Below are 26,147 nucleotides of genomic sequence, written 5' to 3' on the forward strand. Positions count from 1 at the left end.
TATAGATAAAGGGGTAGATTGTGGGCATGCTTGATTACACGATTACTCGTACCGATAACCCCACGTCCGCGGAAGAATTGAGCGATATCCTCGCCAACCCCGGCTTTGGCAAGCACTTTACAGACCACATGGTCACCATTGACTGGACCGAAGAAAAGGGGTGGCACAATGCTCAGGTGCGTCCGTACGGTCCGATGAGTATGGACCCGGCCAGCAACGTATTCCATTATGGCCAGGCGATCTTTGAGGGCATCAAGGCCTACCGACAGCCGGATGATTCTATCGCTACTTTCCGGCCGGACCACAATGCGCAGCGCTTAATCAACTCCGCTGAGCGCCTGGCTATGCCGGAGCTTCCGCAGGAGGAGTTTATTGAGTCCCTGCGCCAATTGGTTGAGGTGGATCAGGACTGGGTACCAGAAGCCGGCGGGGAAGCAGCGCTGTACCTGCGCCCGTTTATGATCTCCACCGAGGTCTCCTTGGGCGTTCACCCCGCCAATTCCTACCGCTATGTGCTCATTGCCTCCCCAGCGGGTTCCTACTTCAGCGGCGGAATCAAGCCGGTTTCGGTGTGGCTATCCACTGACTACGTGCGCGCAGCCCCTGGCGGCACCGGCGCGGCCAAGTTTGCGGGCAACTATGCAGGCTCGCTCTTGGCGCAGGCCCAGGCAGATGAAAAGGGGTGTGACCAGGTTGTCTGGTTGGATGCCATTGAGCGCCGCTACATCGAGGAGATGGGCGGAATGAACCTGATGTTTGTGTATGGCTCTGGTGATAGCGCGGAGATTGTTACACCAGAACTATCGGGCTCTTTGCTGCCCGGCATTACCCGCGAATCCCTATTGCAGGTAGCACAGGATGTGGGCTACAAGGTCACCGAGCGCCGCATTACTGCCGAAGAGTGGCAGCGCGATGCTGAATCCGGCGCTATGTCAGAGGCCTTTGCTTGTGGCACTGCCGCGGTTATTACGCCGGTGGGTCACGTGTTGGGAGACTCTGCCGACTTCCAGGTCAATGGCAATGAAGCGGGGGAGATCACCATGGCCCTGCGCGAGCGCCTCACCGGTATCCAGCGCGGCGCAGTGGAGGATACCCACGGTTGGCTCCATACCCTAGTGAAGTAGTCCCCGGTTAGGCGTCCGCAGCGATCTCCACTCCGGTCAGCAACATTGGCAGCGCCGCGAGCGCGCCTAGTGCAGGTTGTGGCTCCATTCCCAGTTCAAGCAGGGGGTGGAGCCCTAGCTTTTCCAGTGCCAACTTATGCGCAGGGGCAGCGGACAGGGTTGTGGCGAAGAGCCAGTCTTTCACACCGGGATTATCGCGCTCGGCAAGGAGCGCGGCGGTGGCGGTCAAGGGGGCGTCGATAAGCAGGGGCGTGCGGCGCTCCGCGGCTCGGGCAATGAACCCCACCGTGGCTGCCAGCACCGTGGACTGGCACGATTCAACCAGCTCCATGCCTTCGAGGTTACGGGCGCGAAACATAGCGTCCCGGATAGCGCAGACCTCGCGCTTCCAGTCTTCCACGCTGCGCTGCTTGCCGACGATCACTACCGGCTCCGTCTGCGTCATAGTTGCCATTACCACGGCCGGTACTCGGGCGAGCTCTTCGCCGCCGGGAATCAGTAGGTCAGCCCCGGCATCAATTTCCGCATCCGCTGTTGCGGCTCCAAGGCTGTAGGCTTGGGAATAATCCGTCACGGTGACTACATTCAGCCCGGCCTCGGCGCGACGCGCAGCGGTCTCAGCGGCCGAAAGCGAGGTCTCTTGATCCGCGAAAATCACGGCCCGCACGCGCCGCGGCTCATGGGCAGGTGCCGCGCCTTGGCAAGCAGCCAGCCATTGAGCGGCGTCGGTCAGGCGCCCCCAAGGGGCGAGCTGCGCGTCCTGTGCGGTATGTGCCTGCTTATCGGGCTGCGGAATGGCCATGAGTAGTCCCCCTAAACGTCAGCGCCGAGCTCCACGCGGGGGCGCGGGATGCGCCACTTGCGCGGCTGGCTGGCGCGAGAATACGCATAAAAACCAAGACTAAAGCCGGCTTCGGTGGTGCCAGGGAACTTGGCGCGCACGGCATTATTGCAGCGGCGGGCCAAAATGACGCCCTCGATGGCGAAGATTACGAGGATAACCATCGCTACCGCGTTGATGATTGTTGCAATGCTGGGTACCGCGTAGGTCAAGAACATGACCACGATGAGCACCAAGGCCATCGGCATGACCCAGTTGCTCAGGCTGCGGCGGGCATCCACCCAATCGCGCACATAGGCGCGCACTTCACCCTGGTCGCGGGCGGGGAGGAAGCGCGGATCGCCTTCTGCCATGCGGGCCTGCTGCTCGCGGTTGGCCTGCTGGCGCTCTTGGCGCTCCTTCTTCTTATATTCCTTCCACTCGTCCTTGCTCATGGACTTCTTCATGTCCTTGCGGTGCTGGTAGCGCTGCGCATCGGACATGCCATTGGGATCACGCTTTACGCCGCGCGCAATCTCTTGCTCTGCGCGCTTTGGCGTAGGACGACCCTTCGGTGGGGTGTAGCCCTTGCGCTGGGGCTCTTCCTGAACTTTGGCCTGAGCTTTGTCCTGTACAGGGGCGGGTTCAGTGGAGGTCTTGTCATCTTTTTGCCACGGGAGTTTCACGCTCCTCACACTACAAGGTTTAGGTGTGAATAGGGGAATAGGCCCGGCCCAGATGGTGTTGTAGGTATGGGCTACCTTTTCCCACCTGAACTAACCGGGTAGGGTAGTGGCAACGAATCCAATACTTATTGAGGAGAAGTGATGACCGCTCCAGCTTCCGCAACCGGCGTCATTCTGACTGAAGCAGCAGCCGCAAAGGCAAAGGCGCTGCTTGATCAGGAAGGCCGCGACGATCTCTCTCTGCGCATTGCCGTCCAGCCTGGTGGCTGCGCTGGCCTGCGCTACCAGCTCTACTTTGATGACCGCACCTTGGATGGTGACAAGGTTGACCAGGTAGGCGGCGTAAACCTCGTTGTGGACAAGATGTCCGTTCCCTACCTGACCGGTGCCAAGATTGACTTCGCTGACACCATCGAGTCCCAGGGTTTCACCATTGATAACCCGAATGCCACCGGCTCTTGCGCTTGTGGCGATTCCTTCAACTAAATAGAAGGACAGAAAAGAGGGTGGGTGCCACTGGCACCCACCCTCTTTGTATGTGTGGAAGGCTCTTAGAGCTTGACTGGGTAGTCGCGCTGCTCGATCTGCGGATCGATGCGCTTTTCCACAAAGATGCCGTGCCAGATCATAAAGGACAGCACGGTCCACAAGCGGCGGGAGTGATCGGAAACGCCGTCGCGGTGCTCCTTGAGCATCTCGAGAACTTCCTTCTTATTGAAGATGTCCTCGGTCTGGGATTCATTGATGGTGTCCTGGGCCCAGCCATAAAGCTCATCGCCGGCCAGCCAGTGGCGCATCGGCACTGGGAAACCCAGCTTCTTGCGGTGTAGAACATGCGCCGGCACGATCTGTTCCATGGCCTTGCGCAGGGCGTATTTGGTGGTGCCGTGCGAGATCTTCAGGTCATAAGGGATGGACTCGGCAACCTTGAAGACTTCCTTGTCCAAGAAGGGCACGCGCAGCTCCAGCGAGTTGGCCATATTGATCTTATCGGCCTTGACCAGGATGTCACCGCGCATCCAAGTGAATAGATCCAAGTGCTGCATGCGGGCAACCGGATCAAAGTTCTCGGACTGGGCGTAGATGGGGGCGGTAACCTCACGGTGGTCCCATTCGCGCTTTGCCCACGGGATAACGCGCTGCATCTGCTCAAAGTTGAAGGAACGAGCGTTGCCGTAGTAGCGCTCTTCCATCGTCATCGAGCCGCGATTAAGCAGGGACTTGCCCTTCATGCCCTCGGGCAGAACCTGCGAGAGCTTGCCCAGACCGCGACGCAGTGGGGACGGAATCTTCTCAAATGGGGCGAGGGACAGTGGTTCCTTGTAAATGGTGTAGCCGCCAAAGAGCTCGTCTGCGCCCTCGCCGGAAAGAACTACCTTGACGTGTTTGCGGGCCTCCTGCGCCACAAAGTAGAGCGGTACCAGCGAGGGATCAGCCACCGGATTGTCCAGGTACCACATGATCTTCGGGATGGACTCGGCATATTCTTCAGGGGATACAATCTTGACGATGTGCTCCACACCAATAGCTTCCGCAGACTCTGCCGCGACATCGACCTCAGAATATCCCTCGCGCTCGAAGCCGGTGGTAAAGGTCAGTAGATCTGGGTTGTGGCGCTTGGCCAGTGTGGCAATAGCGGTGGAGTCAATGCCGCCAGATAGGAAGGAACCCACGGTGACGTCGGCACGCATGTGCTTAGCGACGGAATCTTCCAGCGCCTCTGCAATGCGGTTAAATAGCTGCTGCTCCTCGCCTTGCTTTACCTGCTGTACAGGGAAGCGGGGCTTGAAGTAGCGCTCGGCGACAACATCTTCGCCCGGGCGAAGAGTGACAGTGCAGCCGGATTCAACGCGGCGAATATTCGCGTGGAGGGATTCTGGCTCCGGGACGTACTGCAGGTCGACGTAGTGCTCAATGGCGCGTCGGTCAAGGTTGAGCTCTAGACCAATCTCGTCCGCCATTTCAAGGATGCACTTCATCTCCGAAGCGAAAACGGTGCCTGCCTCGGTAGTGGCGTAATACAGCGGCTTGATGCCAAATTGGTCACGAGCAGCAAACATCGTCTTGGTGTGGGTATCCCAGATGACGATGCCAAACATACCGCGCAGGTGGTTGACTACGTCCTTGCCCCAGTGGTGGTAGCCCACCACGATGGGCTCGCCATCGCCTTCGGTGTGGAAGGTGTAGCCGAGGCCCTGGAGCTCCTCGCGCAGCTCCACGTAGTTGTAGATTTCACCATTAAAGGTCATGGCGTAGCGGTCAGGCTGGTCCTCTGGGCCCCAGCGGAGGGGCTGATGGGAATGCTCCAAGTCAATAATGGACAGACGATTGAAGCCGAAGGCGGCATCGCCGTCATGCCACGTGCCGGCCGCGTCTGGACCGCGGTGGCGCATGCAGGGCAGGGATCGTTCCAGTGCATCAACGTACTTATCTACGTTGCCTGTGGCGGCGAGCATGCCAAGAAGTCCGCACATGTAAAGATTGCTCCTTATATATAAGCGTCTATTGCTAGTCACCCACTTTACGGCTAGAGAGCGTGAAACCAGAACACGCCACGGCTTAAGGAAACCTGCCGACTGCCTTGGAATTAGCTTCCCCGATAGGGGTGCGAACTTTCGGATGATGGCTCCATGAGAATCCTGTGAATTGGCGCACACGAAGTCTATGGATACTGGGGGTGCGGTTGGAACATTGTGCAGGTGGGGCGGTAACCTACCAGAAGGAGAATATGAAATGAGCACACTAGGTGCCCTTTTGTGCCTTTAAACAGGCTGGGAATCTGGCAATTATCCTCTATTCTGATTGGGTAAGAGTGCTCTGTGAGTATTCGAGAAGTTTTGTGTGGACAGAAAGGCAGAACACACGTGGGACAGCGTAATAAGCGCACCTTTGCCCGCAAGGCGGGCGTAGCTGGCGCACTTGCCCTGGGTGGACTCGCTCTGGCAGGTTGTGACGTTCAGGCGCCAACTGCTGTAGAGAACCTCCTTGGATTCGGTTGGCCGAAGGGTATTACTCCTGAGGCAGAGGCCATGTACAACTTCTGGATTTGGGTCTGGGTTGCCGCATGGATCGTTGGTTTTATTATGTGGGGCCTGTTCCTCACTGCAATCTTCCGCTGGAGCGCGAAGAAGGCGAAGAAGGATGGCAAGGGCGAGTTCCCGCGCCAGATCCAGTACAACGTTCCGCTGGAGATGGTTCTGACCATCGTCCCGATCCTTATCATTATGGGCCTGTTCTTCTTCACCGTTCAGACTCAGCAGAAGGTCACTGCCTTGGATAAGGATCCGAAGGTTGTCGTCGACGTCACCGCGTTCCAGTGGAACTGGAAGTTTGGTTACGCCGAGAACCATGTCAATGGTGAGAACTACGACGGTGCCGACAAGGAGCGTCAGGCTGAGGCAGAGAAGACTGCTCACGACCCTGAGGGTGTGGACAACCCGAACCCAATCCACGGCAAGTCCATGGGCGACCTTTCCTACCTGAACTACAACAAGATTGAGACCGTCGGTACCACCGAAGAGGTTCCGGTTCTGGTCCTTCCTTCCGATACCGCGATTGAGTTCCGTCTGGCTTCCGGCGACGTTTCCCACGCATTCTGGGTACCGGAGTTCTTGTTCAAGCGCGACGTCTACGCACACCCCGAGGCAAACGCTCAGGAGCGTAGCTTCCAGGTAGAAAAGATTGAGAAGCAGGGCGCATTCGTTGGCCGTTGTGCTGAGATGTGCGGTACCTACCACTCGATGATGAACTTCGAAATCCGCGTTGTCTCTCCGGAGGACTTCAACACCTACCTGAAGTTCCGCGAGGACAACCCAGAAGCCACCAACGCGGAAGCTCTGGAAGAAATCGGTCAGGACCCATACGCGGTAACCACCCAACCGTTCTCCGGCGAGCGTGACACCGCTAAGGGCGATAACTACGTGAACACCGCGGCATAAGAGATAAGGACACAACACAATGCGTGCAACATCGAAAGTCTTTTACTCAATCGCGACGTACCTTCTTGTCTCGCTGATTGTCTACATCTTCGGCGTCACCTTCGTTAAGGACGACGGCTACCTTTACGGTGCCGAGTGGGTTGGCATCGTGGGCATGTTCCTCGCCTTCCTGCTGTGCATGATGCTGGGTGCTTACCTTCACTTCACTGATGACCGCAGTGACGTCCTGCCAGAAGATTGGGAAGAGGCAGAAACTGAAGATGCCGCTGGCATCCTGGGCTTCTTCTCCCCAAGCTCCATCTGGCCGCTGGCTATGACTGGCGCCATTGGCCTCCTTGGCTTGGGTATCATCTTCCTCTACTTCTGGCTGATTGCCCTCGGCGCTGTCTGCCTCATCGCGGCCTGCACCGGCCTGTCCCTGCAGTACGGCCTGCCGAAGGAAAAGCACTAATTCCAAGATGTAAAGGAATCCCTGCCTAAAACTTCTCCGCCCTCCTAGTCATCATGGCTAGGAGGGCTTTGGCGATCCTGCGTCGTCTGTCGCGTCATAAAGTTCCCGAGATTTCTAAAAAGTTTTGCCGGTGGGGGAATGGCACCTGACTGTGTGACGTATTGTCGACTAGTCTTCTTCTGCATTCTGGCACGTAGAAGCCGATTTTAGCGGGGGTCGTTCGAAAGTTGTAAAGCTGGGCGTTTAGGGGGCCCGTGGAATGTGATTTATCTCTCTGGAGGACTGGGATCGGGTGCACTAATTGGCGCATCGACAAGCGTGGGCCGCAGGCGTCTGGGATGCTTAGGAATTTCAGGGTAGGGCCCAGCTGGTGGTGTCACCTGCATCAATGGGGCGTCGGAAAGCGGGGTAAAAAGTTCCCGTTTGGAGGAATATTGTTTTTGGCCCTCACGAGCTGAACGTTCGCTGGATGAAGCATCAAAAACGAATAGAGAAAGCGGGGGGAATCGAGGTGACTTTAGCGCTCAGAACAGCCATAATAGCCACTGTGACGAGCGTAGTTTCTAACCAAGGTATGACAGCACCACGTGCTGCCTCGCTGAACCGACCCAATATGGTCAGCGTGGGCACCATCGTGTTCCTGTCTCAGGAATTGATGTTCTTTGCCGGACTGTTCGCGATGTGGTTTACCTCGCGAGCAAACGGTCAGGAAGGCGATTGGGCGGAGCACACCGCCCATATCAACCTGCCCATGGGTTTCCTCATTACGGCAGTGCTGATTTCTTCTTCTGTGACCTCGCAGTTCGGCGTGTTTGCCGCAGAAAGGGGTGACGTTTACAAGCTTCGACTCTGGTACACCGTGACGCTGGTACTGGGCGTTGTGTTCTTGGGCATCATGGCGTTCGAGTGGGCCGAGTTGATTCACGCAGGTGTGACTGTCCAGGCCAGCGTCTTTGGCTCGGTGTTCTACATCATCACCGGCTTCCACGCCGCGCACGTGACCGCGGGCCTGATTTCTTTTGCAATCATTCTCGCGCGCGTTGCTAAGTCCAAGTTCACGCCGGCACAGGCGACCGCAGCAATGGCAGTGTCCTACTACTGGCACTTCGTTGACGTTGTGTGGATCGGCGTTTTCACCGTTATTTACTTGGTTCAGTAGCACTGGCCAAGATCCCCAAACAGTCCTCCCGTGTTCGAGTTATCTAAAGGAAAATGATGGATAACAATTCGCAGTCCGTGGCAGTGGAGCAGACCACTGCGGCGGCTAAGAAGACCCGCCGTCGCCGCAAGGCGAAGCGCACCCTTGCCGGTGGCTTCGCTTTGGCGATTGGCCTGTCCGGTGCGGGCGTCTTGGCTTCTGCCTTGACCCCGGATGCACAGGTCGCCACGGCGGAAAAAGATGACCAAGCCCTCGTCCAAGAGGGTAAGGACATCTATGACACCGCTTGTATCACCTGCCACGGTGCCAATCTGCAGGGCATCGAAGGTCGCGGTCCGTCCCTCGTTGGTGTCGGTGCTGGTTCCGTGTACTTCCAGGTGCACTCCGGCCGTATGCCGATGATGTCTAACGACGCACAGGCAGAGCGCAAGGCTCCCCGCTACACTGAGCAGCAGACTCTGGCGTTGGCTGCATATGTTGCAGCTAACGGCGGCGGCGCTGACATTGTCTACAACGACGACGGAAGCGTTGCCCAGGAATCGCTGCGTGGTGCTAACTACAACGGCGAAATCCAGGCAGAAGACATAGCGAAGGGCTCCGAGCTCTTCCGCATGAACTGCGCATCCTGCCACAACTTCACCGGCCAGGGCGGCGCACTGTCTTCCGGTAAGTTCGCTCCGGAGCTGGCTCCGGCAAGTGAGCAGGAAATCTACCAGGCAATGCTGACCGGCCCGCAGAACATGCCTAAGTTCTCTGACCGCCAGCTGACCGCAGACGAGAAGAAGGACATCATTGCCTACCTCAAGTCTGCAAAGGAAACTCCTTCCCCAGCAGGTTGGGACCTTGGTGGTCTCGGCCCAGTAGCGGAAGGCCTGGCAATGTGGATCATCGGCATTAGCGCCCTGTGCGCTGCCGCTATGTGGATTGGATCGCGCTCATGAGCAATGTGAAGAAGAATTACACTAACGCTGAGCTCGACAAGATGAGTAACGATGAACTCGCTGCTCTTGGTACCGAGCTCGACGACGTCACCGTTGCGTTCCGTAAGGAGCGCTTCCCAGTCGAAGGTGACCCAGCTGAAAAGCGCGCTGGACGTAACGTTGCTATCTGGTTGTTCCTGTCCGTCATTGGCGGCCTTGGATTCCTCGGCGTTTACCTGTTCTGGCCGTGGCAGTACAAGCAGCTAGGGGAGGAGGGCCACATTTGGCACACTCTTTACACCCCTCTGCTGGGTATTACTGCTGCCCTCGCAATTTGCGGCTTGGGCATTGCCATTGTTCAGTACGTTAAGAAGATTCTCCCAGAGGAGATTTCCGTTCAGCGTCGTCACGACGGTCCGTCCGAAGAGGTTGACCGCCGTACCCTGACCGCTCTACTGAACGACTCTTGGAAGACCTCGACTCTGGGTCGTCGCAAGACCGTTCAGGGTCTGCTGGGCGGCGCCGGCGTTCTGTTTGGTCTAACCGTGATTGCTCCGCTCGGCGGCGCAATCAAAAACCCTTGGAAGGTACGCCACAACATGAATTATGCCGGCGACGGCACCCTGTGGACTTCCGGTTGGACCCTGCACAATGAAGGCGTCAAGCTTTACCTCGCCCGCGACACCGGTACTATTGCCGAGAAGCACTCTGGTGAAACTGGTGAACACTACAGCACCAAGGGTGTAACCCGCTTGGTTCGCGTGCGTCCAGAGGATCTAGCGGCAGGCGGTATGGAAACCGTCTTCCCGCTGGCAGAAGAAGACGTCAACGATGGCGACAAGTACGATGCCGAGCGCGATGTCTACGAGCACCACATGCACTCGATTCACGGCAACCGCAATGCGGTCATGCTGATTCGCCTGCGTCACAACGACGCTCAGAAGGCAATCGAGCGCGAAGGTCAGGAAGACTTCCACCACGGTGATTACTACGCCTACTCCAAGATCTGTACCCACATCGGTTGCCCGACCTCTCTGTATGAGGCTCAGACCAACCGAATCCTGTGCCCGTGCCACCAGTCGCAGTTCGACGCTTTGCAGTACGGTAAGCCGGTCTTCGGCCCGGCTGCCCGCGCACTGCCACAGCTGCCTATCACGGTGGATGACGAGGGCTACCTCGTTGCACAGGGCAACTTCATTGAGCCTGTCGGCCCGGCATTCTGGGAGCGTAAGTCATAATGAGCAATAAACTCGCCCAAATGGGCAACAACATGGATGAGCGCTATAGCGCCGCCGGCGTGTTGAGGACTCAGCTGAACAAGGTCTTTCCGACCCACTGGTCCTTCATGCTTGGTGAGATGGCGCTATACAGCTTCATCATTCTTGTACTGACCGGTATCTACCTGGCGCTGTTCTTCGACCCTTCCATCACCAAGGTCATTTACGACGGCACCTATGCACCGCTTAATGGTGTAGAAATGTCCCGCGCATACGCCACCGCGCTGGATATCTCTTTTGAAGTTCGTGGTGGCTTGTTCGTGCGCCAGATGCACCACTGGGCAGCTCTGCTGTTCATGATGTCCATGGTTGCGCACATGCTGCGTATCTTCTTCACCGGCGCGTTCCGTCGTCCGCGTGAAGCAAACTGGATTATCGGTTGCGCACTTATTCTGCTGGGCATGATCGAGGGCTTCCTTGGTTACTCCCTGCCGGATGACCTGCTTTCCGGTGTTGGTCTGCGAATCATGTCCGCCATCATCCTGGGTCTGCCGATTATCGGCACCTGGCTGCACTGGGCAATCTTTAGCGGTGACTTCCCGTCCGACCTGATGCTGGATCGTTTCTACATCTTGCACGTTCTGGTTATTCCGGGCATCATCCTTGGCCTGATTGCAGCCCACCTGATTATGGTTTGGTTCCAGAAGCACACCCAGTTCCCTGGACCGGGCCGTGCGGAGAACAACGTCGTTGGCGTCCGCATTATGCCGGTCTTCGCCACCAAGGCCATTGGTATGGGCATGATGGTGGCTGGCGTACTGGCGCTGATGTCTGGTCTGCTGACCATTAACGCCATCTGGCTGCTTGGACCTTATAATCCATCCCAAGTTTCTGCTGGTTCCCAGCCAGATATTTACATGCTGTGGACTGACGGTGTTGCCCGTGTCATGCCGGCTTGGGAACTCTACATCGGCAACTACACCATTCCTTCCGCGTTCTGGGTAGCTCTGCTGTGTGGCCTCATGGTCGTCCTGCTAATGGCGTACCCGTTCTTGGAGAAGAAGTTCACCGGTGACGATGCACACCACAACCTGCTGCAGCGTCCGCGCGATGTTCCTACCCGCTCCGCTATCGGCGCTGCTGCCATCGTGTTCTTCCTGCTGGTCACCCTGTCCGGTGGTAACGACCACGTGGCACACTTCTTCCAGATTTCGCTGAACGCTATGACCTGGGTTGGTCGTATCGGCCTCATCGTGCTTCCTCCGATTGCGTACTTCATGACCTACCGCATTTGCGTTGGTTTGCAGCGCTCTGACCGGGAGGTTCTCAAGCACGGTATTGAAACCGGCGTCATTAAGCAGATGCCGAATGGTGCCTTCATCGAGGTTCACCAGCCGCTCGGCCCGGTTGATGCCGAAGGCCACCCGGTTCCGCTCGAGTATGCAGGCGCTCAGGTGCCGAAGCAGCTGAACCACCTCGGACTCGCTGACTCCGAGACCCAGGGCACCTTCAGCCCTGATGATTCGGCCCTCATGCACCGAGTACACGAAATCCACTCGGATAACCACGACGAGGAAGCGGAGATGTTCCGCCGCCTCAACGAGGCTAACCGCCGTGAGGACGAGGAAAACGGCCGCATTTAGCCGCTTTTCCTGAGGATTACTCGAAACGCGCTCACAGAACCGCCCTTGCTCCTGCTGAAGGAGCAAGGGCGGTTTGCGTATGTACAGATAGATTCCGACCCCAGTCCTCATCCTTTTGGCTGCTACAGGAGTTGTTGAAGGGGAGCTGTTGCGTGCCAGTGAGTATTTATGAATCTAGAAGCATCTAAAGAACTGCTGAAGCTTGTTGTGCAGCCGGTTTAGTACATGTTCTGGTGCGCGGATTGTCGATAGTTTGCGGTTTTGTCGCGCTTTACTGTTTCAGGAGCCTAGTGCGTGGGCTCAGGTGGGTGTGAATGCCGAAAGGCTTTATTGTCTAGAGGTACGCTGCGCTCGTCGGTTTAGTGCCTTTGGGGCTTCAAGAAGCGGTTTAGCTAAAACGACCGCAAGGAAAGGTGGCAAAGCGGGGCGCCGTCGTGATGTAAGCGAGACTCTAGAGGTGTGTTAAAGGAGTGACATCGTGGGGGAAGAGGGACTGTCAAAATTGCGTAGTGTTGAAAGTCACAAATTAGAAAAGTGTTAATTGTTAAGCTTCACTCTTAGTGAGGACACTTCTTGGTCGGATGCCCGGCATCCGCTGTCATTTGTGCAGCTTATGGCCTCGAGGCGGTGGATTCTGGCGGGTGCTAGCATCCATATGGAGGTTAAATCTCGGCAAGGTCAACGGAAGGTAACGAAGCGATAACAAACGTTATTTTGGTGTCGCGAATGGACATTGCTTGTGATGATTTCGTAACCTATTCGAGACATTGAGTTACCGCCCGAAAGGTGCTCAATCTAAACAGAAGAATTACAGCGCCGCATCTGGCCCCTCCTACTGAGGGGCCGAGTGGAGGAAATCCTAAAGGAACGGATTCCCAACGAACGCTAGTCCCCCAGGGTCAGAGCTTCCTTTATTAGGGAAGTAGGCGCGCAGGAAGATTTGGAGTTTTACTCATGGCACAGCACCGTCGTCAGGGCATGAAGAACACCCGTCGCATCGCATCTACTGCAGCACTGGCTGCAACCGCAGCCGTCGTCGCTCCGGGCGTCGCACAGGCAGCAGAGGTTGTCGTACCTAATACTGACTACCGCTTTGAGGTAGCAGGTCTGGAAAACGTCCCGAACATTGACCAGGTTCCGAACATTGACCGCTACGTTCCGTCCCTGGGTCAGGTTTCTAACCAGCAGAACACCAACTACGCAGCCGCTGGCCACAAGCAGGCCGCTCCGGCACAACAGACCGTTGGTCAGAAGGCACTGGCAGCAGCCCGCTCCGTCATCGGTTCTCCATACGTATACGGCGCCGCTGGCCCGAACGCTTTCGACTGCTCCGGTCTGACCAGCTGGGCATACGCTCAGGCTGGCAAGCAGATCCCGCGTACCTCTCAGGCACAGGCTGCCGCCGGTACCCCGGTATCCCTGGATCAGCTGCAGCCGGGTGACATCATCGCTTACTACGGTGGCGCTTCCCACGTTGGTATCTACACCGGCCACGGCACCATCATCGACGCCCTTAACTCCGGCGTGCCGGTTCAGGAGCGCGACCTGAACTACATGCCGATTCACTCCGCAGTTCGCTTCTAAGTAGCGGCGGATCTTGCCCTCCCCTTCGCGGGGAGGGCTTTGTCGTGCATCAGGGGGTAAAACCCGCTATAGTTAGTACGATTTTTAAATTTCTTAGTCTAAGGGTCCTTACGTGTCTAAACGAGTACTTCCTGCAGCTGCACTTGCAGCGGCTCTTGCTGTTACGTCGGTTTCTGGGATTTCGCAGGTTGTTGCGCAGGAGGCCGCTCCACAACAGGAGAGTGCCACCGAAAATGTAGACGCCTTGGTGGAGCGCGTAGGAGAAGTTGCGCGCAAAGTTTCTGCCAAGAACGAAGAAGTAAAAGAGCTCGAGGTCAAGCTTGAGGAGAAGCAGGCTGAGGTTGCTGAATCCGAGCAGGCCGCCGCTGAAGCACAAACGCGGGCGGACGATGCGAAGGGGGATGTTTCCACCCAGCAGGACCGTGTCAATGGCATCGCACAGTCGCGCTACCGCGGTGATTCCCGTTCGGCAGTGTCTGGAGCTTTGGCTGCAGAAGATCCCTCCGATGCCGTAGAGCGCATGGGCTACCTCGGCGCGCTTTCCCGCAAGGCCCAACGCACTCTTGATGCAAAGGCTAATGCCGCTTCCATGGCGGAAGAGCAAAAGCATAAGGCTGCCGATGCCGCCGCGAAGGTGCGCGAGGAAAAGAAGGCGCTGGAAGAGCAGCGCGAGGAGCTTCTCAAGGAAAAGGAGGAGTTGGAAAAGCAGCAAAAGGACATCGAGAAGCAGGTGGACGCTCTCGATGAGCAGCAGCGCGAGGCCTGGGAAGGCCAATTCGGCGGATCTGATAAGCCGGATATGGATCTGGGGGAGGTAGCTGATGGTGCTGTCTCGGCTGCCTTGTCGAAGCTGGGCGCCCCATATGGCTGGGGTGCGGCTGGACCCGACCAGTTCGACTGCTCTGGATTGATGTTCTGGGCGTATCAGCAGATTGGTAAGTCCATTCCGCGTACGTCGCAGGCTCAGATTGCAGGTGGCACATCGGTACCGTTGGAAGACCTACAGCCGGGCGATATCGTGGGTTATTACCCTGGCGTAACTCACGTCGGCATGTATATCGGTAATGGTCAGGTAGTCCATGCCTCTACCTATGGCGTGCCCGTTCAGGTGGTGCCGTTGAAATCTATGCCGATTACCGGAACGGCGCGGTACTAAGTGGCCCGCGTTCTGCTGGTAACTAATGACTTTCCGCCCAAGATTGGCGGGATTCAGTCTTACCTGCGCGATTTCGTAGCAACCTTAGATCCGCGCGATGTCGTAGTCTTTGCCTCAACCCAGGAATCACCGGCGGAATTCGATGCCGCGGTGGACTACAAGGTCATCCGCTGGCCTCGCCGGGTGATGTTGCCGACGCTTGCCACGGTTCGTCGGATGCAGGAGATCATCCGCACAGAAAATATTGACATCGTCTGGTTTGGTGCAGCCGCGCCCCTTGCTTTGATGGGCAAGGCTGCAAAAGAGGCGGGGGCGACCCGTGTAGTAGCTACGACGCACGGGCACGAAGTGGGGTGGTCAATGGTGCCCGTTGCTCGGCAGTGCCTGCGCCGCATTGGTGACTATGCTGATGTGATTACCTATATCTCCGACTACACCCTGCGTCGGTTGCGTCGACCATTTGGACCGAACCCGTGCTGGGAGCACCTGCCTTCCGGAGTGAGTGTGGAGGGCCTTTCTCCAGCCACGCCGGAGCAACGTGCAGCGGCAAAGGCAGAGTTCGGAGTCAGCGGGCCGACCATCGTCTGCATTTCGCGGTTCGTTCCACGCAAGGGGCAGGATCAGCTTCTACGCGCTATGCCTCTCGTGCGTGAAGAATTTCCGGATGCACAGCTCCTACTTATTGGGCGCGGACGCTACCGCGCGGCTTTAGAACAATTGGCGGAAATCTACTGTCCAGACTCAGTGATTCAGGAAGCGGAAAGCATTGAGACTGCTTTGCACGCAGCGGATGTTTTTGCCATGCCGGCACGCACCCGTGGCGGAGGGCTAGACGTCGAGGGCTTGGGCATCGTCTATTTGGAGGCGCAGGCGTGCGGCTTGCCAGTTGTTGCCGGAGACTCCGGTGGTGCACCAGAGACGGTGACAGGGGAGACGGGGGTCGTCGTCAAGGGCGGATCTGTGCCGGAACTAGCTGGAGCGTTGAAAGCTCTCTTGGCCGACCCGCAGCGTAGGCTTCACATGGGGCAGGCGGGGCGTCGCCATGTAGAAGAGAATTGGACGTGGCGGATAATGGGGCAGCGATTGCGGCAGCTGATGTCTTGATGTGACCCTAACCCGGTTGTCGGTATATTCTGTTATGCATGCTTAAGAAGAACTCCGCCGATCTGACTATCGGCTTCGACGTCGGTGGCACCAACGTGCGCGGCGGAGTGATCACTCGGGAGGGTGAGATCCTCGCGAGCCGCACGGTTCCCACTTCCATGGACGTCGAGCAGCTGGAAGCGGACATTGTGGGCATCGTCGATGAGCTGCGCGCCGACTATGAGGTGGACGCCGTCGGCCTCGCCTTGGCGGGATTTTTGGATCCTACGTGTGAGGTAGTGCGCTTCGCCCCGCACCTTCCCTGGCGGCACGCCAACGTCCGAGAATCGCTTTCGCAGAAGCTCGGTATGCACGTGCGTTTGGAGCATGATGCCAATTCCGCCGCGTGGGGTGAGTGGTGCTTTGGAGCTGGCCGCGGAGCAGAGGATTGGGTTTTCTTTGCGGTAGGAACAGGAATTGGCGCGACGTTGATGACGCATGACACCATCTACCGCGGTGCGTTTGGTACCGCCCCAGAATTTGGGCATATCGTGGTGGTCCCCAATGGTCGGCAGTGCTCCTGCGGCAAGCGAGGCTGCTTGGAACGTTATGCCTCCGGTACCGCGTTGCCGGATACCTGCGCTGATCTGCGTGGAAGCTATGAGACCTCGCTGCCGGCTGATCCCACAGGCAAGGAAATTACCCAGGCGGCGCGGCGCGGAGATCCACTTGCCGTCGCGGTGATGGAAGACTTCAGCCGGTGGCTGGGCCAGGGCCTATCCATTGTCGCTGATGTATTGGATCCGGAACTTATTGTGCTTGGAGGCGGCGTATCTCAAGATGCGGACCTGTACCTCGAGGGCGCTGCCCAAGCCATGGGACAGGATATTGTCGGGGCAGGGCACCGTCCCCTCGCACGTGTGGCCACCGCAGAATTAGGGTCGGCAGCGGGTATGATTGGCGTAGCCGATTTGGCCCGCAGCGGCCGTTAAAACTAACAAAGGACGACCTGGCGATGAAAAACAAGTGGTACTGGGCTTTTAAGCACATCTTTTTCGGACCTGCCCTGCGAGTATGGAATCGCCCGTGGAGTGAGGGCATCGAGAAAATCCCCGCTGAAGGCCCTGCGATTTTGGTGTCGAATCACCAGGCTGTCATGGATTCCTTCTTCTTTCCTTTGGTATGCCCACGTCAGATCACTTTCCCGGCTAAGTCGGAGTACTTCACCACTCCTGGCCTTGTTGGCAGCCTGCAAAAGTGGTTCTTTACCTCGGTAGGGCAAGTCCCTATCGAGCGCGATAGCGAGGACGCTGGCGACGCCATTGTGGAAACCGCAGAAGGTATTTTGTCCCGCGGCGATCTCTTCGGTATCTATCCGGAAGGAACTCGTTCCCCAGACGGCCGGGTGTACAAGGGTCGCACCGGTATGGGTCGCATCGCGATGGAGACTAATCAGCCAGTATTTCCCATCGCGATGATCAATTCGCGCAAGGCAAATCCCATTGGCTCGTGGATTCCCCGTCCTTTCAAGGTTGGCGTGCGGGTAGGAGACCCCATCTGGCCGCATGAGTGGGCCAAGGAGCGCGGGATGAATCCGGCCGAGCACGAGACTGTCCGCGCCTTCACGGATTTTGTGATGCGCAATTTGGCCGAGCTGAGCGATAAGCCTTATGTTGATGTGTACGCCTCCGATGTGAAGGCTTCGCTCAAGGCCGGCCATGGTTACCCCGCCGGCGCTGAATACAAGGGGAGGTAATCACTATTCCCAAGGCCCGCTTAGCTTGGCCAGATACCGCTAAAGGCGTATCCATTATCGGCGTCGTGCTCTTGCACGTCACGCTGGTGGTTCCGGAAGGTGAGCTAACGTGGTTGGCTGACCTAAACGTGTGGCTGGACCCGCTCCGCCTGCCCTTGTTTTTCCTCGTATCCGGCTATTTCTCTACCAAGATCTTCCGCTATTCATTCAGCGAGCTCTTTACCCGCCGCCTGTGGTTTTTCCTCGTGCCCTATACGGTGTGGATGACCGTTGAGCTGTGGACTAAGCGCATCGAGTACCACTGGGTATTTGGTGATCCGTATCTGCAGCTTTCTGATCTGCTCTATAACCTGCTGTTGGGCCATACCATGGCGTGGTTCATTCACGCGCTTATCTTTTTCAATATATTTTTGTGGGCTGTACGGAAGTTGCCCGCGTGGGCAGGCATTGGCCTGAGCTTTGCGCCACTGCTGTTTATCGCGTGGCAGCATCATTATTACTTTATTGGCAAGGCAATCATGTTCTTGCCCATCTTCGTCGGTGCGGCCTATTTGCGCGGGCCTATTACGCGGTTTGCCGACGCCGCCGAAGCACCCTTCAAGGGCACCTTCCGCAAGGGCTCTCTGTGGGCGTATAGCGCGGCAATCATTAGCTACATCGCGGGGCTAACCATCCGGCACACCTGGAATGCCGTCGAAGGCGAGGTAGCGGTGCAGTGGCCACTTCCAGGCGGGGACATTCTTGGCCGAGGCGATCTAGACCTGTTGATCCGCTTTGCGGAGCAGACGCTTGAAACCCCAGCGGGCATCATTGGTGCTGTCCTTATTAGTCATGTTCCGGCGCTGTCTACTTTTGTAAAGTTCGTGGGCCGGCATACCCTGCCCATTTACTTGGCCCATCCAATCGGCATGACGCTGGGGTACGGCTTCTTCATGGCCCACCGCGATTATGTGGTGAGCCTTGCTGGCCAGTGGCCGATGGAAAATACCTGGTTCTGGATCGGAATGTGTTTCTTCTATTCCGCTGCGGCATCGGTAGCGCTTTGGGCCCTCGGGAAGGTTCCTATCCTTGGTTGGACGCTGGTTCCGCCGCGGATTGATAAGCGCCGGCCCGTCGTAGAGCCAATGGTAGCGAGCAAAGAACCAGCAGAGCGGTAACGATGGCGTAGTCGTTGCCCACGATGTGCTGCCACCAGGCCCAGTCCAGCTCTTGGTCATTGGCGTGGGGGACGAGCCAATGACCGCGGGCTAAAAGCGCCAGCCACGTCAGCGCACCGAGTGCCCAGTGGCGCTGCGCCACTAGCAATACGCCCGCCAATACCAACCAGGTGAAGTGATGCGACCATGACACTGGCGAGCACAGGAGCGATACTGAAGCGGCCAGCAGCATGAGTACCGCCTGGTTCCCGTGAGAGAGGCGCTCCATGGCAAACCACACGATGGCGACGACGAGGACAACGGCCACGAGCCACAGCTTTTCAGCGTGTTCGGGGACTAGGCGGCTAAACAAACCGCGCAGAGATTGGTTGGAGCTATAGGCAAGTCCACCGATGCGGTTGGAATCGCGCAGTGTTTCGCTCCAGTACTGGATGGAGCTATGTGGATTACAGGCGAAGGCGATAAGTCCAGCTGCCAGAAAGGAACCCAGGGCGCTGAAAAATGCGCGCCATTCGCGGCGGACGAAAAATACGGCAAGGAATACCGCAGGGGTGAGCTTGATCGCCATAGCGATACCGGTGAGCACGCCCCTGCCGCGTCCGGGGCGCAGCCAGAGAATATCGACCACGACGAGTGCGGTGAGCAGGATGTTGACCTGCCCGAAGCTAAAGGTCTCCGTAATCGGTTCAGTAAGCATCGCCGCTAGAAGCGCCCAGCCTGCCCAGCCAGGGCAGCCAAGAGAGCGCAGGACCAGGGCAACGCAGACCCACAGGGCAAGTAAGGAGGCGACAGATACGAGGATGCTCGCGGCGGTGAGGGGAATCCAGCTCAGTGGGGCAAAAAGCAGCGCCGCAAAGGGCGGATAGGTGAAGGGAAGAGAGACATCGCGATTGCTGCCGACGAGATAGTCCTTGGCGTAGAGGTCGCTGCCAAAGCCGGCCCCGCCTTCGCGGTAAACGTCCAGGTCAATGTGGTAATACGTGGAAAAATGGCCGGAGAAAAGCGCCGGGATATCGATGAGCCACCAGAGGGCCACGAGGACAGAGAGGCACAAGGGCAAAGCAGTAAACCACAAAGATTTCTTCACGCCAGAAGTGTACAACCGTCTCTTTAAGGGGCCAATTTATCGCTGCAGATTAGGCGGCGCTAGGCTTGGGAGACGTGCGCTACTTCTATGACACCGAATTTATCGAAGATGGACAAACCATTGAATTGGTCTCCATCGGCATCGTCGGTGAGAATGGCAGCGAGTACTACGCCGTGTCTACAGATTTCGATCCGTCCAAGGCCAATTCTTGGGTCAAAGACAATGTATTGGCCAAGCTGCCTAGCCCGCGGGACCCAGTATGGAAACCTCTGGCGACCATTCGCACGGAGGTCTTCGAGTTTCTTACCCAGAGCTCAACCCCGGTAGAGCTGTGGGCGTGGGTGGGCGCTTATGATCATGTGGTTTTGGCGCAGCTCTGGGGCGATATGGCTGGACTGCCTAAACGCATGCCCCGCTATACCCGCGAGCTGAAGCAGTACTGGGAGTTTGCGGGGCGTCCCAGCCTGCCGGCTGTCCCTAAGGGCAATCACGATGCGCTTGTCGACGCCCGCCATAACCTCGCCAAGTTCCGTGCCTGCGCCCAAGTTCTTCCGCTCTCTAAAGGCAATAGAATTAATATCTAGAATTTAACTAACGCGCGATAGGCGCTTGATGGTTAAATAGCAGTGTGAGTTGGACAGTAGATATTCCGCAAGGCGTTCTCCCAGACCTCCCGCCATTGCCCGCCGGCATCGAAGAGGTTTTCCAGGACGTCATCAAGCGTGACGCAAAGCAGCAGCCCAGCTGGGATACTTCCCAGGCCGATAACGTGCGCAAGATTCTCGAGTCCGTGCCGCCCATCGTGGTTGCGCCCGAGATCGAGGCGCTCAAGAAGAAGCTGGCAGACGTTGCCTTGGGTAACGCATTTTTGCTGCAGGGTGGAGATTGCGCGGAAACCTTTGAGTCCAATACTGAGCCGCATATCCGTGGCAATGTGAAAACGCTGCTGCAGATGGCCGTGGTGTTGACCTACGGCGCATCCGTGCCCGTGGTTAAACTCGGACGCATCGCCGGCCAGTACGCCAAGCCACGTTCTTCCGATACGGACTCCAATGGTTTGTTGAATTACCGCGGTGACATTGTCAATGGCGTGGAGCCGACCGATGAGGCTCGTCGCCACGACCCGGCCCGAATGATCCGCGCTTACGCGAACTCTTCGGCGGCAATGAACCTGGTGCGTTCTTTGACCTCTTCCGGCACTGCGGATCTTTACCGCCTGCATGAGTGGAACCGCGAGTTCGTGCGCAAATCCCGCGCTGGTGCCCGCTACCAGGACTTGGCCCGGGAGATCGAAAACGGTTTGAACTTCATGAATGCCTGCGGCGTGCACGATGACACCCTGCGCTCGGCCGATATCTACTGCTCGCACGAGGCATTGCTGAAAGATTACGAGCGCTCCATGCTGCGCTTGGGCCAGGACAATAACGGCGATACCAAGCTCTACGATCTCTCTGCGCACCAGGTATGGATTGGTGAGCGCACTCGTGGCATCGAAGATTTCCACGTGAACTTTGCGGCGATGATCGGTAACCCAGTGGGCATCAAGCTGGGACCGGGCGTCACCCCGGAGCAGGCCGTGGAGTACGCGGAAAGGCTGGACCCGAACCGCGAGCCGGGGCGCCTGACCATGATCTCGCGCATGGGCCACGATAAGGTGCGCACGGTTCTGCCTGCCATTGTCAAGGCAGTGGAAGACTCCGGCCACAAGGTGGTATGGCAGTCCGACCCGATGCACGGCAATACCTTCACCGCCTCCAATGGCTACAAGACTCGCCACTTTGACAAGATTGTGGATGAGGTCCAAGGCTTCTTCGAGGTTCACCGCGAACTGGGCACCCACCCGGGTGGCGTACACCTTGAGTTCACCGGTGAAGACGTCACCGAGTGCTTGGGCGGCGCCGAGGACATTACCGACGTGGATCTGCCGGGCCGCTACGAGTCGGCCGTGGATCCGCGCCTTAATACGCAGCAGTCGCTCGAGCTGTCCTTCCTCATCGCGGAGATGCTACGTAACTAAATCCACAGGTTCGGCGTCATGCCGTAGAGCGAGGAGCCGAACCACCACCCGCCGATAGCCACCGCGCCCACAGCAATCGCGACCACTACTAGGTAGAGCACTAGTGACAGTGGATTGCGGTTGGTCAGCGGACGCTCGGCGGGTTCTTCATGCGCGCTCTGGACCGGTTGCTCGGGGACAGAAGCAGGTCCCGGAGCAGGCGCAGAGGCAGCTGCTGGGGCAAATGGTTCGAGTGGGGGCTCGGGTGCGGAAAACGGCTGTACCTGGGGGCGTGACAATGATTGCGGCTCCGCTTCTGGAGCGGCCCCGGCCTGTGGCAAATCCAGTTTCGTCTCAAAGCTAAGTCGCTGCGGTGGGATGACTTCTGTCGGGCCACCGTCGAGATGCTCCGTTTCACCCTGTGGAATGCTGCGGGTAGGTTCGAAAATCTCTGTGGCTCCAGTGCCCGAAAAATCCGTAGGTGCTTGTGCTGTGCGCGCTGCGGCAGCGTTTCTTGGCACAGGGATGGTCACGTCCGGGAGATCGAGCTCCCGGCAGACATCATCGAGCGCCTCGAGGAATTCTCCGGCGTCGGTGAAGCGCTCGCGGGGATCGCGGGCGGTGGCGGTGGCCACGAGGGCGTCGACAAGCTTGGGCACCCCAGAAATCCGCGAGGACGGCGCGGGGACATCGGAATCCAAACGGGCCGTGGCATGTGCTAGGGGAGTATCCCCCGAGAAAGGAACGGTGCCGGTAAGAAGCTCGAAGAGGACAATGCCGGCTGAATAGACATCAGAGGCCGGCGTAATTTCTTCGCCCGTGACCTGCTCCGGCGCGAGATAGGACACGGTGCCCACGATCATGTCCGAGGTAGCTTCGGCATTGGTGGCACGCACCAGACCAAAATCGCCTACCTTTACCCGGTGGTGGGAGGTAATAAGCACATTATCGGGCTTGATGTCGCGGTGGATGAGCCCGGTCGAGTGCACTTCTTCCAAGCCGCGCAAAACATTGCGCAGGGTAGAGGCGGCCGCCTGCACAGGAAAGGGGCCACCTTCAGCCAATAGCTCGCGTAGCGTACCGCCATCGATGAGCTCCATGATGAGATAGATGGGCTCGCCGTCAGCGGAAAAATCGTGAATAGCCACGAGATTGGGATGCTGCAGACGGGCCATGGCGCGAGCCTCGCGAGAAAAACGCTTGATAAAGACCGGGTCATCGGAATAGCGCTCGTCCATGACCTTGGCCGCGACCGCTCGTCCCAGCCGCATGTCCACGCAGCGATAGACGGTAGACATGCCACCGCGGGCAATGGGGCGATCGATCCGGTAACGATTCTCCAGAACGTCACCAATTTCCAACCTAGTCATGCTTCCCAGTATGGCTGATCATCTAGCCCGCGTTAAAGTAGAGAACGTGACTAACCAAGAAAAATCCCTCGATTCCTTGCTCGCTAACGAAGAACTGCTCAGCATGCAGCAGGTGGCAGAAAAGCTAGACTTGCCCATCACCCGCGCTTATGACCTGCTGCAGGACCGAAAGTTCATTGCCTGGGATTCCCCAGAAGGAAAGCGCGTGCCGCTGGCCTTCTTCAACGATAAGGGCGTCATTGCCAAGCATGTAACTGCGGCAATTACCGTGCTGACAGACGGCGGCTATAAGGACGACGAAATCTTCAAGCATCTCTTTACCGAGGATTACTCCCTGCCGGGCCGCCCGATCGATGCTTTGCACGGTCACCTTGCCCGCGAGGTTATTCGGCGCGCGCAGGCTGCCGCTTTTTAGGCACGTCTTCAAAGACCCACTGGGTGGCAAACCATGCCACCACAATCATGCCGATGACCCAGAACCAGTTGTAGAGCTGGTGATTGCCATCGCCGGAGAACGAGACGCCAATAAACAGGGCCACGCCGGTGGTGAATTTGATTAGCCAGAGCGGCGGCCGGAAGGTGCCCATCAGGGTGAAGATTGAGGCGTAGTACCACGGTAGGGTCACCGCATTGAAAACAAAGGCAACTTGGTATGCGGCCGCGGTGCCCATAATGGCGTCGCGGTTGTCCTTGCGGCAAAGCCACCACACCGTCACCAGCCCAATGAGCATGCAGGCCATGGCGATGCTGCGCAGGACGGCCAGGATGGCGTTATAGGAGGCATCCGGCATAAATATTTGTACCGCTGGGAAGATAACATCGGTGGCCAAGGTGGGGCCGGCCAGCGGGTTAATTACCTTAGAATTGCCGCTTACCTGCGATAGCCAGCCCCACGATGTGCCGGAAACCCACGTGATGAGGGCTACTGCGGCGATAATTTCGGCCACTGCGGCGATGCCAGATAGCACAAAGACAGCAAGTTGTCGCCACTTACTGGAGCCTTTGGGGGCGTAGTGGTGGAGCATCATCCATACGATAAACGGTGCCGCAATAACCGCAGTTGCTTTCATAGCCACGGCCGTGCCCACGAGGATGAGGGCGGCGTGGAAGCGCTTATGCAATGCCGCTAGCAAGCCGATAGACACGAGCCCCACCATGAGTGATTCATTATGCATGCCACCGATGAGGTGCAAGATAATAACTGGATTAGCTACACCAAGCCACAGTGCTACCGCTGGATCCGCACCGAGTTTGCGGGCGATGAGTGGTATTGACCAGGCGATGGTAATAAACCCGAGCAGAGAAAGAACCTTATAGATCACCACGCCTGCAGTGACGTTATCTCCTACTAGGCTGGTGACCAGTTCTCCTATCCATAGGTGAAGGGGACCATAAGGTGTGGTGGTATTGCGCCAATCTTGTGATACCTCAAGGAGGAAGGGGCCGGGGTTAACGGCGGCACCTTCGGTATAAGGATCGAAGCCATCGCGAACCATAGCACCTTGCATGAGGTAGGAATACACATCGCGTGAGGCCAATGGCCCGGCTAATAAAAGGGGAGCTACCCAGGCGATGAGGATGCGCTGGATGTCGCGCAAGCCGCCCTCGGGGTGAGGATTTTTGAGCTGCGGGCGAATGATGGTGCGCCCAGCTAGCACCCACGCTGCGGCTAAGAGGAAAATACCCACCCAGTACAGCGCGAGGCCGAGATTGCGCCCGTGTCCATAGGACAAGAAGCCGATATTTAATGCTTCGAGGAGTCCTCCACGGTTGCGGGTGGCGCCGCCAGAGAAGGACGCGAGCAGCAAAATGCAGGAGGCAGATAGCCCTAGCGGCAGCGCGCGCGGAATGGGAAAAGAGTACGTCTTTGCCACGGCACAACCTACTTGCGGCGAGCAGTGGCCTTGATAGCCAGCTGCTCTAGGGTTTCGGTGACCGCGGGATCTACCTGTGCGGAGTGCAGGTGTTGCAGTCCCGATTGCGTTAGGGAATCGATGCGGCGCTCAATCTCTTCTGGTGCTCCCGAATCAGCGATGATCTGGGCCAGACGCGATAGCTCTTGGGGATCTGAGGTGTGGCCGATGTGCTTGCGCAACGTAGCAGCAGCCTGTGGATCAGATTCATCCGCGCGTTGGAGAGCTAGCGCTAGAAGTTCGGTTCGCTTGCCTTCGCGCAGGTCATCACCGGCAGGTTTGCCGGTCACCGCGGGATCGCCAAAAACACCCAGTTGATCGTCGCGCAACTGGTAGGCAATGCCAATATCGTGCCCATAGCCGCGGAAGGCTGCGATAAGTTCCTCGCTAGCGCCGGCGATGGCGGCGCCCAAGTGCAGCGGGCGTTCAATGGTATAAGCAGCCGTCTTATAGCGGTTGACCGAATTGGCAAGCTCTACCGATTCGGAACCTGCCGCCTCCAAAGAGATATCCAAGAGCTGCCCGCCGATAACCTCAGTGCGCATGCCGCGCCAGGGGCTGCGAGCACGGTGCAAAGCGGCCGCACTCAGGCCGGAATCTTGGAACATGTCCTCTGCATACACCAGCGCTAAATCGCCCACCAAGATTGCTACGGAGGTGCCGAAGAACTCAGGGTCCCCCAAGTATTCCGATTCGCGGTGCAGCTTTTCGACGCCCCGGTGCACCGTAGGATTGCCGCGACGGGTATTTGAAGCATCGATAATGTCATCGTGTATAAGGGCGCAGGCCTGGATAAATTCCAAAGAGGCGGCCGCGCGGAGCATAGCCGCGGGATCTTCTTCTCCTCGACCTGCAGCAAGGTAGCCCGCCCAAGCATAGGTAGGGCGCACTCGTTTGCCGCCGTCAAGCACGAAGGATTCCAAAAAGCTCACGGCCTTGGTTACCGGGGCACCAATTTCCGCCACCTGCTCTCGGCGTTGATCAAGGAAGGTGGCGAGCTCCTCGCGCACCGCACCGGGGATTTCCGCAAGCTCAGGAATATTCTGCATAGTCACACCCCACACGATACCGGCTAGGCTGCGCAAGA

Annotated in this window: 24 protein-coding genes; 17 read left to right on the forward strand and 7 right to left on the reverse strand. The window is 57.8% G+C overall.

What is annotated here, in order from left to right:
• Positions 1-26: 26 nt before the first annotated feature.
• Positions 27-1,124 carry a branched-chain amino acid aminotransferase gene (locus LG376_RS07430; RefSeq protein WP_225746696.1) on the forward strand — a complete coding sequence of 366 codons (1,098 nt, stop codon included), beginning with the start codon at positions 27-29 and terminating at the stop codon, positions 1,122-1,124.
• Between the two features lie 7 nt (positions 1,125-1,131).
• Here LG376_RS07430 and LG376_RS07435 read toward each other — a convergent pair whose 3' ends face one another.
• Both LG376_RS07435 and LG376_RS07440 read right to left on the reverse strand, forming a co-directional pair.
• On the reverse strand, positions 1,132-1,926 hold the full coding sequence (locus LG376_RS07435) for a nicotinate-nucleotide--dimethylbenzimidazole phosphoribosyltransferase (RefSeq protein ID WP_225746697.1): 795 nt from the start codon (positions 1,924-1,926) through the stop codon (positions 1,132-1,134).
• A gap of 11 nt (positions 1,927-1,937) precedes the next feature.
• Positions 1,938-2,630 (reverse strand): DUF3043 domain-containing protein, encoded by a 693-nt coding sequence (locus LG376_RS07440; RefSeq protein WP_225746698.1) that lies wholly within the window; start codon positions 2,628-2,630, stop codon positions 1,938-1,940.
• A gap of 141 nt (positions 2,631-2,771) precedes the next feature.
• Between LG376_RS07440 and LG376_RS07445 the strand changes: the two genes are divergently transcribed.
• On the forward strand, positions 2,772-3,116 hold the full coding sequence (locus tag LG376_RS07445; RefSeq protein ID WP_005324455.1) for an iron-sulfur cluster assembly accessory protein: 345 nt from the start codon (positions 2,772-2,774) through the stop codon (positions 3,114-3,116).
• A 65-nt stretch (positions 3,117-3,181) separates the two neighbouring features.
• On the opposite strand, the gene asnB is transcribed toward LG376_RS07445, so the two are convergent.
• Complete coding sequence (gene asnB, locus LG376_RS07450; protein ID WP_225746699.1) at positions 3,182-5,104, reverse strand: asparagine synthase (glutamine-hydrolyzing); 1,923 nt, start codon at positions 5,102-5,104, stop codon at positions 3,182-3,184.
• Positions 5,105-5,494: 390 nt separating this feature from the next.
• Here asnB and LG376_RS07455 point away from each other — a divergent pair, with 390 nt between their 5' ends.
• From LG376_RS07455 to LG376_RS07510, 12 genes are all read left to right on the forward strand, one after another.
• Positions 5,495-6,568, forward strand: a complete 1,074-nt coding sequence (locus LG376_RS07455) for a cytochrome c oxidase subunit II (RefSeq protein ID WP_225746700.1) — start codon at positions 5,495-5,497, stop codon at positions 6,566-6,568.
• Between the two features lie 19 nt (positions 6,569-6,587).
• The gene (locus LG376_RS07460; protein WP_225746701.1) at positions 6,588-7,019 is read left to right on the forward strand and encodes a cytochrome c oxidase subunit 4; all 432 of its coding nucleotides are present in this window, start codon (positions 6,588-6,590) and stop codon (positions 7,017-7,019) included.
• Positions 7,020-7,593: 574 nt separating this feature from the next.
• Positions 7,594-8,178 carry a heme-copper oxidase subunit III gene (locus tag LG376_RS07465; protein ID WP_225746702.1) on the forward strand — a complete coding sequence of 195 codons (585 nt, stop codon included), beginning with the start codon at positions 7,594-7,596 and terminating at the stop codon, positions 8,176-8,178.
• A 53-nt stretch (positions 8,179-8,231) separates the two neighbouring features.
• On the forward strand, positions 8,232-9,119 hold the full coding sequence (locus LG376_RS07470; protein WP_225746703.1) for a c-type cytochrome: 888 nt from the start codon (positions 8,232-8,234) through the stop codon (positions 9,117-9,119).
• Entirely contained in the window at positions 9,116-10,336 is a 1,221-nt protein-coding gene (locus LG376_RS07475; RefSeq protein ID WP_198491715.1) for a ubiquinol-cytochrome c reductase iron-sulfur subunit, read from the forward strand. Before LG376_RS07470 ends, LG376_RS07475 begins: the two co-directional genes overlap by 4 nt.
• Positions 10,336-11,958 carry a cytochrome bc complex cytochrome b subunit gene (locus LG376_RS07480; RefSeq protein WP_225746704.1) on the forward strand — a complete coding sequence of 541 codons (1,623 nt, stop codon included), beginning with the start codon at positions 10,336-10,338 and terminating at the stop codon, positions 11,956-11,958. Before LG376_RS07475 ends, LG376_RS07480 begins: the two co-directional genes overlap by 1 nt.
• A 954-nt stretch (positions 11,959-12,912) precedes the next feature.
• Positions 12,913-13,542, forward strand: coding sequence for a C40 family peptidase (locus LG376_RS07485; protein WP_198491713.1), 630 nt, complete (start codon positions 12,913-12,915; stop codon positions 13,540-13,542).
• A 112-nt stretch (positions 13,543-13,654) separates the two neighbouring features.
• Entirely contained in the window at positions 13,655-14,698 is a 1,044-nt protein-coding gene (locus LG376_RS07490; RefSeq protein WP_225746705.1) for a C40 family peptidase, read from the forward strand.
• On the forward strand, positions 14,699-15,802 hold the full coding sequence (locus LG376_RS07495; protein ID WP_225746706.1) for a glycosyltransferase family 4 protein: 1,104 nt from the start codon (positions 14,699-14,701) through the stop codon (positions 15,800-15,802).
• Between the two features lie 38 nt (positions 15,803-15,840).
• Complete coding sequence (locus tag LG376_RS07500) at positions 15,841-16,773, forward strand: ROK family protein (RefSeq protein ID WP_225746707.1); 933 nt, start codon at positions 15,841-15,843, stop codon at positions 16,771-16,773.
• 23 nt (positions 16,774-16,796) lie between these two features.
• A complete protein-coding gene (locus LG376_RS07505) occupies positions 16,797-17,537 on the forward strand; it encodes a 1-acyl-sn-glycerol-3-phosphate acyltransferase (protein WP_225746708.1) in 741 nt (246 codons plus the stop codon).
• A 65-nt stretch (positions 17,538-17,602) separates the two neighbouring features.
• The gene (locus tag LG376_RS07510) at positions 17,603-18,694 is read left to right on the forward strand and encodes a hypothetical protein (RefSeq protein ID WP_225746709.1); all 1,092 of its coding nucleotides are present in this window, start codon (positions 17,603-17,605) and stop codon (positions 18,692-18,694) included.
• Here LG376_RS07510 and LG376_RS07515 read toward each other — a convergent pair.
• Entirely contained in the window at positions 18,600-19,781 is a 1,182-nt protein-coding gene (locus LG376_RS07515) for a glycosyltransferase 87 family protein (RefSeq protein WP_225746710.1), read from the reverse strand. The genes LG376_RS07510 and LG376_RS07515 overlap by 95 nt on opposite strands.
• 74 nt (positions 19,782-19,855) lie before the next feature.
• Here LG376_RS07515 and LG376_RS07520 point away from each other — a divergent pair, with 74 nt between their 5' ends.
• A complete protein-coding gene (locus tag LG376_RS07520) occupies positions 19,856-20,365 on the forward strand; it encodes a polyadenylate-specific 3'-exoribonuclease AS (protein WP_225746711.1) in 510 nt (169 codons plus the stop codon).
• 44 nt (positions 20,366-20,409) lie between these two features.
• Positions 20,410-21,798 carry a class II 3-deoxy-7-phosphoheptulonate synthase gene (locus LG376_RS07525; RefSeq protein ID WP_225746712.1) on the forward strand — a complete coding sequence of 463 codons (1,389 nt, stop codon included), beginning with the start codon at positions 20,410-20,412 and terminating at the stop codon, positions 21,796-21,798.
• Here LG376_RS07525 and LG376_RS07530 read toward each other — a convergent pair.
• Positions 21,795-23,147, reverse strand: coding sequence for a serine/threonine-protein kinase (locus LG376_RS07530; protein ID WP_225746713.1), 1,353 nt, complete (start codon positions 23,145-23,147; stop codon positions 21,795-21,797). The genes LG376_RS07525 and LG376_RS07530 overlap by 4 nt on opposite strands.
• A gap of 10 nt (positions 23,148-23,157) precedes the next feature.
• Between LG376_RS07530 and LG376_RS07535 the strand changes: the two genes are divergently transcribed.
• Positions 23,158-23,562, forward strand: coding sequence for an Rv2175c family DNA-binding protein (locus LG376_RS07535; protein WP_225746714.1), 405 nt, complete (start codon positions 23,158-23,160; stop codon positions 23,560-23,562).
• Here LG376_RS07535 and LG376_RS07540 read toward each other — a convergent pair.
• Together LG376_RS07540 and LG376_RS07545 are read right to left on the reverse strand one after the other, a co-directional pair.
• Positions 23,531-25,021, reverse strand: a complete 1,491-nt coding sequence (locus tag LG376_RS07540) for an alpha-(1->6)-mannopyranosyltransferase A (protein WP_225746715.1) — start codon at positions 25,019-25,021, stop codon at positions 23,531-23,533. The two genes, LG376_RS07535 and LG376_RS07540, sit on opposite strands and share 32 nt — an antisense overlap.
• A gap of 8 nt (positions 25,022-25,029) precedes the next feature.
• Positions 25,030-26,109 carry a polyprenyl synthetase family protein gene (locus LG376_RS07545; protein WP_225747368.1) on the reverse strand — a complete coding sequence of 360 codons (1,080 nt, stop codon included), beginning with the start codon at positions 26,107-26,109 and terminating at the stop codon, positions 25,030-25,032.
• Between the last annotated feature and the right edge of the window lie 38 nt (positions 26,110-26,147).

It is taken from the genome of Corynebacterium sp. Marseille-P4611 (assembly GCF_916618765.1).
GTDB classification, from domain to species: Bacteria; Actinomycetota; Actinomycetes; order Mycobacteriales; family Mycobacteriaceae; genus Corynebacterium; species Corynebacterium marquesiae.

What these genes read in the sequence shown, in the direction of transcription:
- LG376_RS07480 (WP_225746704.1), top strand. Translation starts at nt 10,336, where the DNA reads ATGAGCAATAAACTCGCCCAAATGGGCAACAACATGGATGAGCGCTAT.
- LG376_RS07530 (WP_225746713.1), bottom strand. Translation starts at nt 23,147, where the DNA reads ATGACTAGGTTGGAAATTGGTGACGTTCTGGAGAATCGTTACCGGATC.
- LG376_RS07505 (WP_225746708.1), top strand. Translation starts at nt 16,797, where the DNA reads ATGAAAAACAAGTGGTACTGGGCTTTTAAGCACATCTTTTTCGGACCT.
- asnB (WP_225746699.1), bottom strand. Translation starts at nt 5,104, where the DNA reads ATGTGCGGACTTCTTGGCATGCTCGCCGCCACAGGCAACGTAGATAAG.
- LG376_RS07470 (WP_225746703.1), top strand. Translation starts at nt 8,232, where the DNA reads ATGATGGATAACAATTCGCAGTCCGTGGCAGTGGAGCAGACCACTGCG.
- LG376_RS07500 (WP_225746707.1), top strand. Translation starts at nt 15,841, where the DNA reads ATGCTTAAGAAGAACTCCGCCGATCTGACTATCGGCTTCGACGTCGGT.
- LG376_RS07545 (WP_225747368.1), bottom strand. Translation starts at nt 26,109, where the DNA reads ATGCAGAATATTCCTGAGCTTGCGGAAATCCCCGGTGCGGTGCGCGAG.
- LG376_RS07435 (WP_225746697.1), bottom strand. Translation starts at nt 1,926, where the DNA reads ATGGCCATTCCGCAGCCCGATAAGCAGGCACATACCGCACAGGACGCG.
- LG376_RS07460 (WP_225746701.1), top strand. Translation starts at nt 6,588, where the DNA reads ATGCGTGCAACATCGAAAGTCTTTTACTCAATCGCGACGTACCTTCTT.
- LG376_RS07485 (WP_198491713.1), top strand. Translation starts at nt 12,913, where the DNA reads ATGGCACAGCACCGTCGTCAGGGCATGAAGAACACCCGTCGCATCGCA.
- LG376_RS07475 (WP_198491715.1), top strand. Translation starts at nt 9,116, where the DNA reads ATGAGCAATGTGAAGAAGAATTACACTAACGCTGAGCTCGACAAGATG.
- LG376_RS07535 (WP_225746714.1), top strand. Translation starts at nt 23,158, where the DNA reads ATGGCTGATCATCTAGCCCGCGTTAAAGTAGAGAACGTGACTAACCAA.
- LG376_RS07430 (WP_225746696.1), top strand. Translation starts at nt 27, where the DNA reads ATGCTTGATTACACGATTACTCGTACCGATAACCCCACGTCCGCGGAA.
- LG376_RS07445 (WP_005324455.1), top strand. Translation starts at nt 2,772, where the DNA reads ATGACCGCTCCAGCTTCCGCAACCGGCGTCATTCTGACTGAAGCAGCA.
- LG376_RS07465 (WP_225746702.1), top strand. Translation starts at nt 7,594, where the DNA reads ATGACAGCACCACGTGCTGCCTCGCTGAACCGACCCAATATGGTCAGC.